At 64.7% G+C, this 15,936-nt stretch carries 18 protein-coding genes; 9 read left to right on the top strand and 9 right to left on the bottom strand.

The window, feature by feature from the left end; all coding sequences use genetic code 11:
- The first annotated feature begins 253 nt into the window (after window positions 1-253).
- The 4 genes from HMPREF0372_RS01065 to ilvD all read left to right on the top strand — a co-directional run bounded on the left by HMPREF0372_RS01065 (window position 254) and on the right by ilvD (window position 4,697).
- On the top strand, window positions 254-1,654 hold the full coding sequence (locus tag HMPREF0372_RS01065; protein ID WP_007488196.1) for a uracil-xanthine permease family protein: 1,401 nt from the start codon (window positions 254-256) through the stop codon (window positions 1,652-1,654).
- 136 nt (window positions 1,655-1,790) lie between these two features.
- Window positions 1,791-2,357: an ECF transporter S component gene (locus HMPREF0372_RS01060; RefSeq protein WP_007488194.1), complete on the top strand. Its 567-nt coding sequence runs from the start codon at window positions 1,791-1,793 to the stop codon at window positions 2,355-2,357.
- A 117-nt stretch (window positions 2,358-2,474) separates the two neighbouring features.
- Window positions 2,475-2,876 carry a 3-aminobutyryl-CoA ammonia lyase gene (kal, locus tag HMPREF0372_RS01055; RefSeq protein WP_007488193.1) on the top strand — a complete coding sequence of 134 codons (402 nt, stop codon included), beginning with the start codon at window positions 2,475-2,477 and terminating at the stop codon, window positions 2,874-2,876.
- A gap of 159 nt (window positions 2,877-3,035) precedes the next feature.
- Entirely contained in the window at window positions 3,036-4,697 is a 1,662-nt protein-coding gene (gene ilvD / locus HMPREF0372_RS01050) for a dihydroxy-acid dehydratase (protein ID WP_007488192.1), read from the top strand.
- A gap of 41 nt (window positions 4,698-4,738) precedes the next feature.
- On the opposite strand, the gene HMPREF0372_RS01045 is transcribed toward ilvD, so the two are convergent.
- The 8 genes from HMPREF0372_RS01045 to HMPREF0372_RS01015 form a co-directional block, all read right to left on the bottom strand.
- Window positions 4,739-5,674 (bottom strand): DUF975 family protein, encoded by a 936-nt coding sequence (locus HMPREF0372_RS01045; protein ID WP_007488187.1) that lies wholly within the window; start codon window positions 5,672-5,674, stop codon window positions 4,739-4,741.
- Window positions 5,675-5,724: 50 nt separating this feature from the next.
- Window positions 5,725-7,347, bottom strand: a complete 1,623-nt coding sequence (locus HMPREF0372_RS18630; protein WP_007488186.1) for a sensor histidine kinase — start codon at window positions 7,345-7,347, stop codon at window positions 5,725-5,727.
- Complete coding sequence (locus HMPREF0372_RS20425) at window positions 7,334-7,720, bottom strand: winged helix-turn-helix domain-containing protein (RefSeq protein ID WP_007488185.1); 387 nt, start codon at window positions 7,718-7,720, stop codon at window positions 7,334-7,336. The genes HMPREF0372_RS18630 and HMPREF0372_RS20425 overlap by 14 nt, the downstream gene beginning before the upstream one ends.
- A 45-nt stretch (window positions 7,721-7,765) precedes the next feature.
- Window positions 7,766-8,017, bottom strand: a complete 252-nt coding sequence (locus tag HMPREF0372_RS20420) for a response regulator (protein ID WP_007488184.1) — start codon at window positions 8,015-8,017, stop codon at window positions 7,766-7,768.
- Window positions 8,018-8,119: 102 nt separating this feature from the next.
- Complete coding sequence (locus tag HMPREF0372_RS01030) at window positions 8,120-9,040, bottom strand: TPM domain-containing protein (RefSeq protein WP_007488183.1); 921 nt, start codon at window positions 9,038-9,040, stop codon at window positions 8,120-8,122.
- A 14-nt stretch (window positions 9,041-9,054) separates the two neighbouring features.
- A complete protein-coding gene (locus tag HMPREF0372_RS01025) occupies window positions 9,055-9,576 on the bottom strand; it encodes a LemA family protein (RefSeq protein ID WP_007488182.1) in 522 nt (173 codons plus the stop codon).
- A gap of 33 nt (window positions 9,577-9,609) precedes the next feature.
- A complete protein-coding gene (locus HMPREF0372_RS01020; protein ID WP_007488181.1) occupies window positions 9,610-10,812 on the bottom strand; it encodes a toxic anion resistance protein in 1,203 nt (400 codons plus the stop codon).
- Window positions 10,813-10,830: 18 nt separating this feature from the next.
- Window positions 10,831-11,487 carry a 5-bromo-4-chloroindolyl phosphate hydrolysis family protein gene (locus HMPREF0372_RS01015; protein WP_039996431.1) on the bottom strand — a complete coding sequence of 219 codons (657 nt, stop codon included), beginning with the start codon at window positions 11,485-11,487 and terminating at the stop codon, window positions 10,831-10,833.
- A gap of 136 nt (window positions 11,488-11,623) precedes the next feature.
- Between HMPREF0372_RS01015 and ilvA the strand changes: the two genes are divergently transcribed.
- The 4 genes from ilvA to HMPREF0372_RS00995 all read left to right on the top strand — a co-directional run bounded on the left by ilvA (window position 11,624) and on the right by HMPREF0372_RS00995 (window position 14,893).
- A complete protein-coding gene (gene ilvA / locus HMPREF0372_RS01010) occupies window positions 11,624-12,844 on the top strand; it encodes a threonine ammonia-lyase (protein WP_007488179.1) in 1,221 nt (406 codons plus the stop codon).
- A gap of 269 nt (window positions 12,845-13,113) precedes the next feature.
- Window positions 13,114-13,761, top strand: coding sequence for a ribulose-phosphate 3-epimerase (gene rpe, locus HMPREF0372_RS01005; protein WP_007488178.1), 648 nt, complete (start codon window positions 13,114-13,116; stop codon window positions 13,759-13,761).
- Between the two features lie 3 nt (window positions 13,762-13,764).
- On the top strand, window positions 13,765-14,367 hold the full coding sequence (gene recR, locus HMPREF0372_RS01000; protein ID WP_007488177.1) for a recombination mediator RecR: 603 nt from the start codon (window positions 13,765-13,767) through the stop codon (window positions 14,365-14,367).
- 1 nt (window position 14,368) lies between these two features.
- Window positions 14,369-14,893 carry a P-loop NTPase family protein gene (locus tag HMPREF0372_RS00995; protein WP_007488176.1) on the top strand — a complete coding sequence of 175 codons (525 nt, stop codon included), beginning with the start codon at window positions 14,369-14,371 and terminating at the stop codon, window positions 14,891-14,893.
- 19 nt (window positions 14,894-14,912) lie between these two features.
- Here the strand turns inward: HMPREF0372_RS00995 and HMPREF0372_RS00990 are convergent, their stop codons facing one another.
- Window positions 14,913-15,428, bottom strand: coding sequence for a nitroreductase family protein (locus tag HMPREF0372_RS00990; protein ID WP_007488175.1), 516 nt, complete (start codon window positions 15,426-15,428; stop codon window positions 14,913-14,915).
- A gap of 124 nt (window positions 15,429-15,552) precedes the next feature.
- On the opposite strand from HMPREF0372_RS00990, the gene HMPREF0372_RS00985 reads away from it, so the two are divergent.
- The gene (locus HMPREF0372_RS00985) at window positions 15,553-15,903 is read left to right on the top strand and encodes a winged helix-turn-helix transcriptional regulator (RefSeq protein ID WP_007488174.1); all 351 of its coding nucleotides are present in this window, start codon (window positions 15,553-15,555) and stop codon (window positions 15,901-15,903) included.
- Window positions 15,904-15,936 lie beyond the last annotated feature (33 nt).

Raw genomic sequence — 15,936 nt, 5'->3', positions numbered from 1 at the left:
CAGATGTCCAATATGTATTGTAGTCCTACACACCCGGCCGGGCGGAGGAAAAACTTTTTCTTGCCAAACGACCGGATTTCTGATATCATAGAGTGAAATTTGGCGGCGGCAGGAGGAATGGAACATGGAGTACCGGATGTTTCTTTGGCTTCACCTGGGTATCTCCATTCCATTTCTCTAAAGCAATTGCTTTTTCGTTGAAAAAGCAATTGCTTTTTTTCTGCCCAATGCCCAAACGAGAGAGGAGACACGTATGAGTCACAAATCCACCCCCGGAAGCGAGCCCATCTATGACGCCCGGACGCTTGGCCTGCCCAAGATGCTGGTGCTGGGCCTCCAGCACCTGTTCGCCATGTTCGGCGCCACCGTCCTGGTCCCCATTCTGGTCCAGGGCTACGGCCTGCCCCTGTCCATCCAGACCACTCTGTTTTTCGCCGGCATCGGCACCCTCTTCTTCCATATTTGCACCCGCCTGAAGGTACCCGCCTTTTTGGGCTCCTCTTTCGCCTATCTGGGCGGCTTCTCCGCCGTGGCCGCCCTGGATTCCGGCGCCTATGCCACAATGGAGCCCTCCGTCAAGCTCCAGTACGCCTGCGGCGGCATTGTAGTGGCCGGCCTGCTCTATGTGATTCTGGCCGCCGTCATCAAACTGGTCGGCGTAAAGAAGGTCATGCGCTTCCTGCCTCCTGTGGTCACCGGGCCCATCATCATCCTCATCGGCCTCAACCTGGCCCCTAACGCGGTAAGCAACGCCTCCTCCTGCTGGTGGCTGGCCCTCCTGTCCATCGCGGTCATCGTCGCAGCCAACATCTGGGGGAAGGGTATGGTTAAGATCATCCCCATCCTTCTGGGCGTGGTGATCCCCTATCTGGTGGCTGTGGCCGCCAATGCCCTGGGGGCCACAGCAGTGGACGCCTCCGGCTCGGTGATCCCCCTGATGGACTTTTCCGCCGTGGCGGCTGCCGCTCCTATCGGCCTGCAACCCTTCTTCACCGACTTCACCGGCTCGATCGCCAGGTTTGATGTGACCTCCATTCTGGTCATGGCCCCCATTGCCGTGGCTGCCATGATGGAGCACATCGGCGACATGTCCGCCATCTCCGCAACCGTGGGCGAGAACTTCCTGGAGCGCCCCGGTCTCCACCGCACCCTCATCGGGGACGGCATCGCCACCTCCCTGGCCGGCCTGTTCGGCGGCCCGGCCAACACCACTTACGGTGAGAACACCGGCGTGCTGGTGCTGTCCCGGGTATACGACCCCAAGGTGGTGCGCCTGGCAGCAGTGTACGCGGTGGTGCTCTCCTTCTCCCCTGCCTTCGCCGCCCTGGTCAACTCCATCCCCACCGCCATCATCGGCGGCGTGTCCTTCATCCTGTACGGCATGATCTCCGCCATCGGCGTGCGCAACGTGGTGGAAAATCGGGTGGACTTCACCAACTCCCGCAACCTGATCATCGCCGCTGTCATCCTGGTGTGCGGCCTGGGCTTCTCCGGCGGAATTACCTTTCCGGTGGGCGGCGCCCATGTGACCCTGACCAATCTGGCCATCGCCGCCATCGCGGGTATCGCCCTCAACGCTATCCTGCCTGGCAAGGACTACGAGTTCGGCTCCGATGTCACCGAGGGCCGTTCCGGCGACTTCGGCCGCTATTGATCACGAGGGCCGCCGCATCCGCGGCGGCCCTTTTTCGCCCCCTCTGGTCTTATTCTTTTTTTCAAATCTGATGTTTGAAACAATGTCAGTTTCCCGCTATAATGGGGACACACCAAGAGGATTGGAAGTGTTCGCCATGAAAAAGAACGCCATGAACCCCCACCGGCTGGCTGTGCTGGCCATGATGACCGCCGTGGTCTTTGCCGTCAATTTTCCCCGCATCATCATCCCCCTGCCCACCGGGGAGACCTCCTTCACCCTGGCCAACATTGCCTGCGTGCTGTCCGGTATGCTCCTGGGGCCCTTGGGCGGCCTGGCTTCCGGCCTGGGCTCCGCCCTCTACGACCTGACCAACCCTATCTTTGCCCCAGAGTGCTGGCTCACCTTTCTCACCAAGGGCGCGATGGGCTTGGCGGCTGGGCTGGTGTTCCGCACTCCGGAACAGCGAGAGACGGCCTCCTACCGCCGCTGTCTGGCCTCCTCACTGGTCGGCTGCCTGACCTATTACCTGCTCTACTTCTCCAAGTCCCTGTTCTATGACAACATGCTGGTGGGCGGCCTGCCCTTTGCCGCAGCGGCCCTGCTGCTCCCCCTGAAAATCCCCGCCTCCCTCTTCAACGCGGCGGCGGCCATCGCCGCCGCGCCGCCCCTGTGTCTGGCCATCCGGGCGGCCCTGCGGCGGGCCCATCTCCGCCTGGAGTGAGCCTCCATTCGGGAAACCCGCTGTTGACAAGCCCCTCGATCGGACGTACAATAGGTAGGGAATTCCGGTTCCATTTTTCGTCTTCTTTCACAAAATACGTTTAGGAGTGGAATTGACATGGAAGAGAAGAAGTATACTTCGCTGATCCGCCTGCGCATGTCCGCGAAGGACGCACACTATGGCGGCAACCTGGTGGACGGCGCGCATATGGTGCACCTGTTCGGCGATGTGGCCACCGAGCTGCTGATCCAGTGTGACGGCGACGAGGGCCTGTTCTGTGCCTACAACAACATTGAGTTTAAGGCCCCGGTCTACGCCGGCGACTTCATCGAGGCCTACGGTGAGATCACCCACATCGGTAACACCTCCCGCAAGATGAAGTTTGAGGCCCGCAAGGTGGCCGTGCCCCGCCCTGACATCAGCGACTCCGCCGCCGATTTCCTGGCTGAGCCCATCGTGGTGGCCGTGGCCGAGGGTACCTGCGTGACCCCCAAGAAGTGCCAGCGCATCCCTCACTAAGTCCTTCCATACATCCAAAAAGCAGCCCTGTCCGCCCTGCGGACGGGGTTGCTTTTTTGCGGCAGGGGGGCCGCACAAATTCCGCGTTGTCACCGCCCGGCCCTTGTGCTATAATACCACTATACTTTACCGCGTAAAATTGCGAAGGAGATTTTACTTATGCGCAGCGACAACGTGACGAAAGGCGTGGAGCGCGCCCCCAACCGCTCCCTGTTCTACGCCCTGGGCTACACCAAGGAGGAGCTGGAGCGCCCCCTCATCGGTGTGGTGTGCTCCTACAACGAGATCGTCCCCGGCCACATGAACCTGGACAAGATCGCCGAGGCCGTCAAGGCGGGCGTCCGCGCCGCCGGCGGCACGCCGGTGGAGTTCCCCGCCATCGCCGTGTGCGACGGCATCGCCATGGGCCACATCGGCATGAAGTACTCCCTGGTCACCCGGGATCTCATTGCCGACTCCACCGAGGCCATGGCCATCGCCCACCAGTTCGATGGGCTGGTGATGATCCCCAACTGCGACAAGAACGTGCCCGGCTTGCTCATGGCCGCCGCCCGGGTGAACGTCCCCACCATCTTCTGCTCCGGCGGCCCGATGCTGGCCGGGCGGCTGGAGGACGGACGCCGCTCCTGCCTGTCCCACATGTTTGAGGCGGTCGGGGCCTATAAGGCGGGCAAGCTGGACGAGGCGGGCGTGGAGGACTATGAAAACAACGCCTGCCCCACCTGCGGCTCTTGCTCCGGCATGTATACCGCCAACTCCATGAACTGTCTCACCGAGGCCATCGGTATGGGCCTGCGGGGCAACGGCACCATCCCTGCCGTGTGGTCGGCCCGGCTGCGCCTGGCCAAGCATGCCGGTATGCAGATCATGGAGCTGGTGGCGAAAAACATCCGCCCCCGGGACATCATGACCCCCGCCGCCTTCCACAACGCCGAGACAGTGGACATGGCCCTGGGCTGCTCCACCAACACCATGCTCCACCTGCCCGCCATCGCCCACGAGTGCGGCATCGAGCTGGATCTGGATCTGTCCAACGAGATCTCCTCCAAAACCCCCAACCTGTGCCATCTTGCCCCCGCCGGGGATACCTATATGGAGGATCTGGAGGGCGCGGGCGGCGTGTACGCCGTCATGAAGGAGCTGACGAAGAAGGGCCTGCTGGACACCAGCGTGCTCACCTGCACCGGAAAGACCCTGGCCGAGAACCTGGAGGGCGTGGTCAACCGCAACCCTGAGCTGATCCGCCCCATCGAGAACCCCTACTCCGCCGACGGCGGCATCGCCGTGCTCAAGGGCAACCTGGCCCCCGAGGGCTGCGTGGTGAAGCGCTCCGCCGTGGCCCCTGAGATGATGCTCCACACCGGCCCCGCCCGGGTCTTCAACTCCGAGGAGGAGGCCATCACCGCCATCTACGCCGGGAAGATCGTCCCCGGCGACGTGGTGGTGATCCGCTACGAGGGCCCCAAGGGCGGCCCGGGTATGCGGGAGATGCTCAACCCCACCTCCGCCATCTGCGGCATGGGGCTGGGCGAGTCGGTGGCCCTCATCACCGACGGCCGCTTCTCCGGCGCCACCCGCGGGGCCTCCATCGGCCACGTCTGCCCCGAGGCCGCCCAGGGCGGCCCCATCGGCCTGGTGGAGGAGGGGGACATCATTTCCATCGACATCCCCGCCTGCAAAATCGAGCTCCAGGTGGACGAGGCCACCCTGGCCGCCCGGCGTGCCAAGTGGATCTGTCCCGAACCCAAGATCAAGACCGGCTATCTGGCCCGGTATGCAAAACTGGTCACCTCCGCCGCCCGGGGCGCCGTTCTGGAATAACCAAAAGCTCCCTCGGGGTCAAACCCCGAGGGAGCTTTTGATTATAGTTCCGGAGTGTTGTTGCCGTAGGGGCTCTGGTAGCCGCCTGGGCCGTTGTTCTCCCGGTAGGAGAGGGAGCCATGGGTCACCCAGTCGTAGAAGTTGGCCTCCGTGCCGTTCATGTAGGGGTTGAGCCACAGGCTGAACGCCCCCGCAGCCACCGTACCCAGCAATGTGCCCAGAGCGGGGCTGAACAGCGTGCCCAGGCCGATCCCCACCAGCTCCACCAACGCCACCAGGAGGAGCCAGCCGAAAAAGGACCAGTCTAAAATGAACAGCTCCCCCTTCCACCCCTTCATCGCCTGCTTGCTCTGAGTGATGGATTCCAATGCGCCCATCTCGGGGTGATCCAGCAGAAAATAGGTGGCCAGGCGGTAGCGGTAACTGAAAATGACCATCATCACCATACCGCCGATGAGCAGAAGGATGGCCAGCATCATCAGCCCCATGCTCCCCAGCAGGGCGGCAAGGATCATCACCACCATATAGGGCACCATGAACAGCAGGCCCCACAGGCTGAGGAAAATGGAGGTCAGCAGACTGACCAGAATAGCCCGGCCCAGGGCTGCAAAGCCGTCAAACAGCCGCCGGTAGCCCGGCTGCTCCCCCCGCGCCATGCGCAGGGCGTAGGATGCATAGCCGAAGTTCATCACCCAGAAGTATACATTGAGCAGCAGCGAAACCAGCATATACACTGCCACCATACCGGGCGACAGCAGACTCTTGAAGATGAACATCGGGTCGTAGGCCCCGTCCAGCAGGTACAGATATGCCGTATAGAGCGCATCATAGATCGGGTTTGTCAGCACAAGTCCCACCAGATAGCTCACTCCAGTGGTCAACAGGACAAAGACCAGGGTCACCAGCATGGGGTTGGGGTTGGTATTCCGCATAGCTGCCTTGGCCAGCCGTTTCGCCTCGGGTCGGTTGAAGCCCATCGCGATCCCTCACATTCTCATTTTATTTGTGAAGATATCATATCATACCGCTAGACTGATTGCAAGGCCGGCAGCTCCATCCAGATCCGCACGCCTCCCGCCCGGTTCTCCGCCCAGCAGGTCCCCCCGTGGGCTGCCGCCGCCGTCCTGACAATGGCCAGCCCCAGCCCCGTACCCCCAGTAGCGCGGCTGCGGGCCGCATCCCCCCGGTAGAATGGCTCAAACAGGTGGGTCAGCTCCTGGGTGGTGAGACTGGGGCCGTCGTTGTCCACCGCCAAGCGGAGCCAGCCGCCTGCCCGTTCCAGCCGCACCGACACCGCGCCCCCCTCCGGCGTATACCGCAGGGCATTGGAGGCCAGGTTTTCCACCGCGCTCTCCAGCCGTGCCCGGTCGCCGAATACCTGTCCAGGCTCCAGATTCAGCTTCAGGTGGAGCCCCTTTCGCTCCAGTGGGAGGGCCAGCCGGTCAAAGACCGCCCGCACCAGGGCGTCCATCGCCAGCACCTCCCGGTGCAGCGCCCCGCCCTCCTCCATGCGGGAGAGCTCCAGCAAGCTGCCCACCAGAGCGGCCATGCGGTCGCTCTCGTCCAGCACCACATCCAGGTATTCCCCCCGCCGGGCCGGGGCAATGTCCTCCCTCAGCGCCTCCGCGTGGGTGCGGAGCACCGCAAGGGGGGTCTTCAGCTCATGGGCCGCCGCCCGGGTGAAGGCCCGTTCCCGCTCCAACGTTTCCCGCTGGCGGCGGTCCGTAAAGACGGCCATGCCCACCGCTGCCAGCAGCGTGAGTACTGCTGTGGGCCCCTGCCCCCTCAGGGCTACACGCAGAGGATTGCAGGTATATGCGGTGGCGACGATGATCTCCCCATCACTCATGGGGGCGCACTCACTGCCGTCAGACGATATGGAAACACGGCTCGTTGTGGGGGTGTCGCCGCCCAGCAGCGCATCCAGGTTTGTCTCTGCCGCCCGGAAGGTTTGTAACAGCTCCCGTGGGGAGGCCGACACGCCTACCAACGCAGAATTCAACTGAACCCCGTCGAACCGGAGCGTAACTAACTCCCTACCGTCGAGAAATCCGCTGTCAGTGTCCACCAGGGTGATCTCCCGGTCAGCATAGCAGTAGGTGAGCCTCTGAGGATAGATGACCTCCCGCTCCTCGTCCACCACCCCCACCACCTCGCAGTAGAGTCCCCCGGTCTCCAGCTCCTCATAGAATCCACCGGCTGTGCCGAAAAAATTTCCAAGGCCCGGTTCGGCCCGCAGCCGCTCAGCCAGGGAGAGCTGTTCTTCCTCGCTCAGCACCGGGTCCAACAGGAGGCTCCAGGTATAAACCCCCGTCCCAATGGGACTGGCTGTCCCCATAGCCATGGGCCGCCGGGCCAGCTCCCTGCCCGTACGATCATACACCCGTGTCTGCGTGATACCGCCGATGGAATACAGCGGCTCTTCCATCAGCCGCCAAGTCAAAATCACCGGCTTTTTTGTCTCCGCCGCAGATCCATTCCAGATCTCGGAATACTGGTACTCCACTGACCACCGGTACGACTGCATAGATGCCCCCATGTGTGCGCTCTGCCCCTCGGCATTGAGCCACAGCAGCACCAGCATCATCCCAAGCCAGAGGGCTGAAAACAGTGGAATCGTCCCTTTGAACAACCGTCTAATCCGCCCCATGCTGCTCCCCCTCCAGCTTGTAGCCTACCTTGAAGACCGTCCTGATCTGTTTTCCCGCCGGGCCGAGGGCGGCGCGGAGGACCTTGATCCGGCCGTCCACCGCCCGGTCTCCCCCCTCGAAGTCGATGCCCCACACCTTGTCCAGAAGCTGCTCCCGGCGGAGCACCTGGCCCTTGTTGCGCATCAGGCAGAGCAGCAGCTCGTACTCTCTGGGGGGGAGGGCCACCAGACGGCCGCCCACCGTGCAGGCCCGGCGGCCCGGCTCCAGGGTGATCGCCCCGCAGGCGAGTGTCTCCGCGCCCCCTCCCCGGCTGCGGCGGATAAGCGCCTCGGTTTTGGCCAGCAGCACCGCCAGGGAGAAGGGCTTGGTCACATAGTCGTCCGCCCCCAGGGCATACCCCCGGAGTACATCCTTCTCTCACCCCAGGGCAGTGAGAAACAGAATGGGCACGCCGCTGCCCTCCCGCACCGCCCGGCAAACTGCAAATCCGTCCAGGTTGGGCATGAGCACGTCCAGCAGCACCGCGTCATAGTCCCGCTCCCGCAGCCGCTCCAGGGCCTCCTCTCCGTCCTTTGCCAGCGCACAGGTCAGCCCATGGGCGGTAAAGTAGTCCCGGATGATGGTGCGCAGACGCGCCTCGTCCTCCGCCACCAGAATGTGCGCCTCCACGGCCGTCCCCCCCCCTTTCCATGACAGTATAGCACACAGATGTGCCGAACGGATGCCGAAGGCCCCGGAGCAAAGCTCCGGGGCCTTCGGTTGTGTGCTGCATCAGCGGCGTCCGGCTCCGCCGCCGCGGAACCCGCCGCCACGGAAGCTGCCGCCGCTGCGGAACCCGCCTCCGCGGGAGAAGCCGCCTCCGGAGCGGCCCGCCCCGCCGCCGCGAAAGCCCCCACCCGGGCGGAAGCCGCCGCCCATGGGCGGACGCGGCCCCCTGGGGGGCCGGGGCGGACGGGGCCGGTGGGGCCGGCCGAAGATAAAGGGCCGGTAGACATAGGGCGGGGGCGGCATGCCGGGCAGCAGGTAGCGCCGCCGGTAGCGGCGGTAGCGCCAGCCGTCGGCGGCGCACACCACGACCACCATCAGGAGGATCAGCAGAAACAGCCCCATCTGTCCGACCACAGCGAACACATAGTCATTCTCCGGCTCAGGGTAATAGACAAAGTCGCGCCCGGGCTCAGACGGGACCACACTCCCCGCAGATGTGCCATAATAGCTCTCATACCAGCCATACACGTCGTCGAAAAAGGCGCGGGTGGCGCTGTCGTATTCTCCGGCGTCGTAGCCGCCGTAGAAGTCCGCCTCCAGCCAGCCCTCGATTTTTGAGGCCGGGAGGGCGTCTTCGATTCCGGAGCCCGCCATGGCCCACACCTTGTTCTCTCCCACGGCGTACACCAGCAGAAAGCCGTTGTTCAGACTCTCGTCACCGATGCCGCCCCAGCTCTCCGCCACGGCCATGGCGTAGTCGGCGGCATCCATGCCGTCCATAAAATCCACCGACACCACCACGATCTCGCCGCCGGTGTCCTCAAAGAGAGACTGGTTTTTGTCGATGATGTACTGCTCGGTCTCGCTGCTGAGCACGTCCGCCTCGTCCGCCACATAGCGGGCGGCGGTGGGCTCCGCCACGGCCTGGGCTCCCCCCGTCAGGAGAGCCGCGCCCAGCAGGGCCGCCGCAAGCTGTCGTCTCATGCCTCTCGCTCCTCTCATCGGAAGGTCTCCGCCGGGCGCACAAAGGTGAGCGTCCCCAGCACTCTGGCGGGGAAGCCCCCCAGCACCCGCTCGTTGTAGCGGTCGGCGGCGGCGTTGTAGCCGTCCCGGGCGATGGTGTCCTGCTCGGCAGCCAGGTCGGTGCGGAACCCCTTGACATAGTCCGCGTCCCGTCCGCTCAGGGCGCAGTCCTCCAGCTTGAGAAAGACGGTCTCCGCGTCCCCTAGCAGGCGCTCATACGCCGCGCGGGCCTCAGTGATGCCGCCGCTCTCCGCCAAGGCCGCCCGGCTGTCCGTCAGCTCGCCCAGCTCACCCTCGTCCAAGTACCGCCCCGCCACGGTGAGCAGGTTGGCGGTGATGTCCAGGCAGTCCTGGAGATCACCGGCGATGGGCGCAAACTGCGCCTCCACCTTCTCCCTGGCCTGAACCAGGGAGCGGTGGGAGCCCAGCAGGACGGACAGGACAATGACCACCGCCAGCACCACCATAGCGCCGGTGTGGGTTTTCAGAAATTTCATGGGATTTCCTCACTCAAATGTGTCGGGCGGAGCTCAGCCCCGCAGCTCCAGGAGCTTCTGCTTGAGCTGGCCCTCGATTCTCCCCAGCTCGGCCTCGGCCTCCCGGCGCTTCTGGGCCCCCTCCCGCTGGATGTTCATGACCTCATCCAGGGTGGAGATGAGCTGCTCATTGGTGTGCTGGAGGGTCTGGATGTCCACCACGCTCCGCTCGGCCTCCCGGGCGGTCTCGATGGTGCCCATCTTGAGCATGTCGGCGTTCTTCTTCAGCAGCTCGTTGGTCATGTTGGTCACCGCGCTCTGGGCCGCGGTGGCCTGGCGGGAGTGCTCCAGGCCCAGGGAGAGCACCATCTGGCTCTTCCACAGGGGGATGGTGTTCACCAGGGAGGACTGGATCTTCTCCAGCATCAGGGTGTCGTTGTTCTGGATCAGCCGGGTCTGGGGGCCCATCTGGATGGAGATCATGCGGGTGAGCTCCAGATCGTGGAGCTTCTTCTCAAAGCGGCTGCACATGTTGGTCAGGTCGTTGTAGGCCTGGGCGTCCTCCTGGGTGCCGGACTGGGCCGCCTTCTGGCGGAGCTGCTCCAGCTCGTTGGCGCGGACCTGGTTCAGACGCTTCTTGCCCGCCAGAATATACATGGTCAGCTCCTTGTAATACTTGGTGTTGAGCTCGTACATCTGGTCCAGCATGGCGATGTCCTTCATCAGGGTCACCTGATGGCCCTCCAGCACCTCGGCGATCTTGTCCACGTTGGCCTCCGCCTTGGTGTAGGCCACCTTCATGGCCTCCAGCTCGTTTTTCTTCTTTTTGAAAAAGCCGAAGATGCCCTTCTCGTCCTCCTCCTTGCCGAAGCCCTTCAGCTCCACCACCAGGGAGGACAGGGCCTGGCCGATCTCCCCCAGATCCTTGGTGCGCACGGAGTTGAGGGTGCTCTCGGAAAAGCCGGCGATGTTCTTCTGGGCCGCCGCGCCGTACTGAAGCACCACGTTGGAGTCGGTCAGGTCGATCTGCTTGGCAAAGTCGTCCACCATCTTCCGCTCCGCCTCGGTGAGCTTGCTCTCGTCGAGCTGGATGGCCTGCTCGTCCTTGGCCTTCTGGGCCGCGGCCGCATCCACCGCCCCGGTGGGGTCCAGGGTGAGGGCGGGCGCCTCGGGAGCCTGGGGCGCCTCCGCCGCCGCTGCGGCGTCCAGGTTGGGAGTGAGGGTCAGTTCCGGGGTAAAATCCGTCTTGTCAGCCATATCGCAGTTCCTCCATTGTTATGATTGTCCCATCTGCATTCCGCCGAGCCCCTCTTGGGCCAGCATCTGCTCCAGAACGGTGATGTCTGTGGATATATCCAGCGCCTCGTCGGCGAACAGGGCGTCGAGCTGCTTGTCAAAGGCCTCCACCACTTTGTCCATCATGGCGTCGATGCGGCCCATGGTGCCGTCGATGTTGGCCCCCTCCACCCCGGCGGCCCCCATGCGGTCATAGGCGTTGAGCAGCTTGAGGGTGGTGGGCAGATAGTAGTTCAGAAACCGGCGAAGCTGGGGCAGCTTGGCCGGCTGCCCGGCCACGATGTCGAAGATCTTGCCGGTGACCTCCTCCATGTGGACAATCTGGGCGGAGAGCTTGGCGTCCTCGATGTTCTCGTCCAGCCGCCGCAGCTCGGCCAGCGCCCGCGCCCGCTCGGCGGCCAGTGGGTCCTCCGGCGCGGCATGCTCCGGTTCCAGTTCCGGCGCGGGCTCCGGGTCGGGCAGGATCAGCACCTTGTCGGGAAAGAGCTTCCGCCCCCCCAGCCAGGCGGCCGCCGAGACCGCCGCCGCCAGCGCAAAATGCCACCAGGCATACAGGGGGGCCAGCACGGCCCACGCCGCCCACACCGCCGCCGCCAGATAGAGGGGGGCCGGAGATTTTTTCACAATTTTCGCCATTGACATTTCCTCCAAAAACGAGGTTAGCTTCATTGTACCTTTCCCCGCCCCAGGTGTCAATAACACGTTGACTTTGGGCGGAAAAGTCATTATGATAGAAGGAAATATGGTATGATACGGAGAGGAAGTCTGCCCCATGCTGACATTAAAGGAATTCAAGGAGGCCCGCGGCGTGCTGTCCGGGGTGATCCGCAACACCAGTCTAGTCTACAGTCCCGCCTTTTCCAAGGCCACCGGCAACCAGATCTATATCAAGCCGGAGAATATGCAGGTCACCGGGGCCTACAAGATCCGGGGCGCCTACTATAAGATCAGCACCCTCAGCGACGAGGAGAAGGCCCGGGGGCTGGTCACCGCCTCTGCGGGCAACCACGCCCAGGGCGTGGCCTACGCCGCCCAGGCCGCCGGGGTGTCTGCCACCATCGTCATGCCCACTACAACCCCGCTGGTGAAGGTCAACAACACGAAGGACTACGGGGCCAAGGTGGTGCTCCACGGGGAGACCTTCGACGACGCGGCGGAGCTGGCCGCCAAGCTGTCGGAGGAGGAGGGGCTCACCTACGTCCACCCCTTCAACGACCCGGCCATCGCCACCGGGCAGGGCACCATTTCCTATGAGATCTTTCAGGATCTGCCCGACGTGGATGTGATTCTGGTGCCCATCGGCGGCGGCGGACTGGCCACCGGCGTGTCCACCCTGGCCAAGCTCCTCAACCCCAACGTGACGGTCATCGGCGTGGAGCCCTCCGGCGCGGCCTCCATGAAGGCCAGCCTGGACGCCGGCCATGTGGTCACCCTGGACCGGGTGGAGACCATCGCCGACGGCGTGGCCGTCAAAACCCCCGGCGACCAAATTTTCCCCTATATTCAGAAAAATATCGACGACATCATTACCATCCCTGACGACGAGCTGGTGGACGCCTTCCTGGATATGATGGAAAAGCAGAAGATGATCGTGGAGAACGCGGGCCTGCTGCCCATCGCCGCCCTCTCCCATCTCAAGTGCCGCGGAAAGAACGTGGTGCCTGTCCTCTCCGGCGGCAACATGGATGTCATCACCGTGGCCTCCCTGGTGCAGCACGGCCTCATCAACCGGGGGCGGGTGTTCACCTTCTCCGTCCAGCTCCCCGACCGCCCCGGCGAGCTGCTGCGGGTGGCCCAGCTCGTGGCGGAGGCCAACGGCAACATTATCAAGCTGGAGCACAACCAGTTCGTCAACATCAACCGCCAGTCCGGCGTGGAGCTCCGCGTCACCCTGGAGGCCTTCGGCCACACCCACAAGCGGGCCATTCTGGACGCCCTGTGCGGCGCGGGCTATGCGGCCCGGGAGTGCCACACCAACGACTTCTACCACTGAGCCCCGCAGGCGCGGCCTGTGCTGGAACCACCGGCGTATCCGGGGGAACCCTTCCCCCGGATACGCCTATATGATGCGGCGCGCTTCCTCCGGGGCATGGGCCGCCGGGCCGGCGCCGCGTGGGCGCGGGGGAGAGCCGGCGGGGCCCCGGGCGTCATCCGCTTGGTGTATCTTATGTGCCCGCTCCTCCGTTTGCCCCGCCCCCGGTTGAGCCCTGGGGCCTATCCTACCACGGAATTCTGAACTTCCCTTCAAGGAGTGGTAAAAAAATGATTAAAATTGCCCCCTCCATCCTCTCCGCGGATTTTGCCAACCTGGAGCGGGACATCCGCCGGGTGTCCTCCGCCGACTGGCTGCATGTGGATGTGATGGACGGCTGCTTCGTCCCCAATCTCACCATTGGCGTGCCGGTGGTGCAGTCCATCCGCAAATGCACCGGCATGTTTCTGGACGTGCACCTGATGATCGACAAGCCGGTGCGCTATGTGGAGGCCTTTGCCCAGGCGGGGGCGGATCTCCTCTCCGTCCACCTGGAGGCCGACCACCCCACCGGCATCGCCGAGGCCCTGCGGCGGATGGAGGCCTGCAAGGTGAAAAGGGCGGTGGCCCTGCGGCCCATCACCGCCCCCTCCGCCGTGCTCCCCTACCTGGAGGGGCTGGACATGGTGCTGGTGATGACGGTGGAGCCCGGCTTCGGCGGCCAGGCCTTTCTGGAGCACCAACTGGACACCATCCGCCAGGTGCGCGCCCTCATTGAGCGGTATAACCCCTCCTGCCGCCTGGAGGTGGACGGCGGGATCAACGCCAAGACGGCCGCGGCGGTCGTGGCCGCCGGTGCGGACACCCTGGTGGCCGGCTCGGCGGTGTACGGCGCGGCCGAGCCGGCGGCGGCCATCGCCGCCCTGAGGGGGGACTGACCCATGCAGTACTTCCCTCCCGCCCTGGAAAAGCTGGTGGAGCAGTTCGCCCGGCTCCCCGGCATCGGCCGCAAGACCGCCCAGCGGCTGGCCTTCTTCGTCCTCTCCCTGCCGGAGGAGGACGCCGCCGCCTTCGCCGACGCCATCGTGGGGGCAAAGGCGGCCATCCACTGCTGCCCCGTGTGCCAGAACTTCTCCGAGGGGGACGGCCTGTGCCCCGTCTGCCAGGATCCCAAGCGGGACACGTCGGTCATCTGCGTGGTGGCCGATCCCAAGGACGTGGTGGCCATGGAGCGCTCCCGGGAGTACCCCGGCCTCTATCACGTGCTCCACGGGGTGATCTCCCCCATGAACCACGTGGGCCCCGACGACATCCGGGTGAAGGAGCTGGTGGACCGGGTGGCCAAGGGGGATGTCCGGGAGGTCATCATGGCCACCAACCCGGACACCGAGGGGGAGGCCACCGCCATGTACCTCTCCCGCCTGCTCAAGCCCTTCCAGGTGCGGGTCACCCGCCTGGCCTACGGCATCCCGGTGGGCAGCCATCTGGAGTACGCCGACGACGCCACCCTCATGCGCGCCCTGGAGGGCCGGAGGGAGATGTAGGATGCGCCGGGTGCTGGTCATCGGCTGCCCCGGCGCGGGCAAGTCCACCCTCACCCGCGCCCTGGCGGAAACGCTGGGCCTGCCGGCCGTCTATCTGGACCGGCTGTGGTGGAAGTCCGGGTGGATCAACCGCACCCGCGCGGAGTTCGACGCCCGGCTGGACGCGGCCCTGGCGGGGGACGCCTGGGTGATGGACGGCAACTACCTGCGCACCCTGCCCCGGCGGCTGGAGCGGTGCGACGCGGTGCTCTTTCTGGACTACCCCAGGCGGCTCTGCCTGTTCCGGGCCCTCCGGCGGATCCTGCGCTGGCGCGGGCGCACCCGCCCCGACATGGCCGAGGGCTGCCCGGAGCGGCTGGCCCCGGCGTTCATCCGCTGGATCTGGGATTTCCACCGCACCCAGCGGCCCCGGGTGCTGGAGCTTCTGTCCGCCTGGAAGGGCGAGGCGCATATCTTCCGCAGCCCCGCCCAGTGCGCCGCTTTTCTTGCACAGCAGAAAAACCAAAACACCCCTGGGACGGAATGACCGTCCCAGGGGTGTCCGCCTATGCTCGCGCCAGCACCAATTCGTCCAGCGGAATGCGCTCCGTCCGCCACCGCTCCGGGCTGGCAGGCGCGCCGTCCGCGTATCCGACGGCCAGAATGTTCACCGGCTCCAGGTGCTCCGGCAGGCCGAGGGCCGCCTTCACCGCCTCCGGCTGGAAGTAACAGATCCACACCGAGCCCAGCCCCAGGGCCGACGCCGCCAGCATCATGTGGTCGGTGAGGATGGACGCGTCGATGTCTGTGGTCTGCTTGCCGTCAAAGGGCCGCTTCCACGCCCGGCTCCGGTCGGCGCACACCACCACCGCCAGGGGCGCGCCGTAGAGCTCCGCCGCTCCGGCCAGCCGTCTGCGCCCGTCCGGCGTCTCCGCCACCAGCAGGCGCACCGGCTGGCAATTGGCGGCGGTGGGGGCCGCCTGGGCCGCCTCCAGAAGCTGCTCCACCTTTTCCGGCTCTACCGGCCGGTTCTGATATTGGCGCACCGAATAGCGCGCCCGAACCAATTTCAAAAAGTCCATCTCGGATGCTCCTTTACGAGGTTGTATTTCAGGCCGGCCTGTACTATCATTATATCCGAATCCATCTTCCGCGCAAGAATGCACTTTTCGGGTAGATACTACCCAAACGGAAAGGAGCTCCCCTATGGAAATCCCCTGCTGCGGCTTTACCTGCCCCGTTGAGGCCACCCTGCGCCTTGTGGGCGGGAAATATAAAGCGGTGATCCTCTGGCACCTGATGGACGCGGGCACCCTCCGCTACCACGAGCTGCACCGGCGCATCCCGCGGGCCACCGACAAGATGCTGGCCCAGCAGCTCCGTGAGCTGGAGCGGGACGGCCTGCTCCGGCGCGCCGTCTATCCGGTGGTGCCGCCCAAGACGGAGTACAGCCTCACCGACTTCGGCCGGAGCCTCGCCCCCATTCTGGACGAGATGTGCCGCTGGGGGGAGTGGTATCTGGCCCAGAGCAGCTCCGCTTCCTCCTCACAATCTTGAAAAAGGGCCCTCCGCCGCCGGAAGTTCCGGCGG

The sequence above is a fragment of the Flavonifractor plautii ATCC 29863 genome (assembly GCF_000239295.1).
GTDB classification, from domain to species: Bacteria; Bacillota; Clostridia; order Oscillospirales; family Oscillospiraceae; genus Flavonifractor; species Flavonifractor plautii.
Note: the sequence above shows the minus strand (reverse complement) of the source record. Positions and strands in the feature narration are given on the sequence as shown.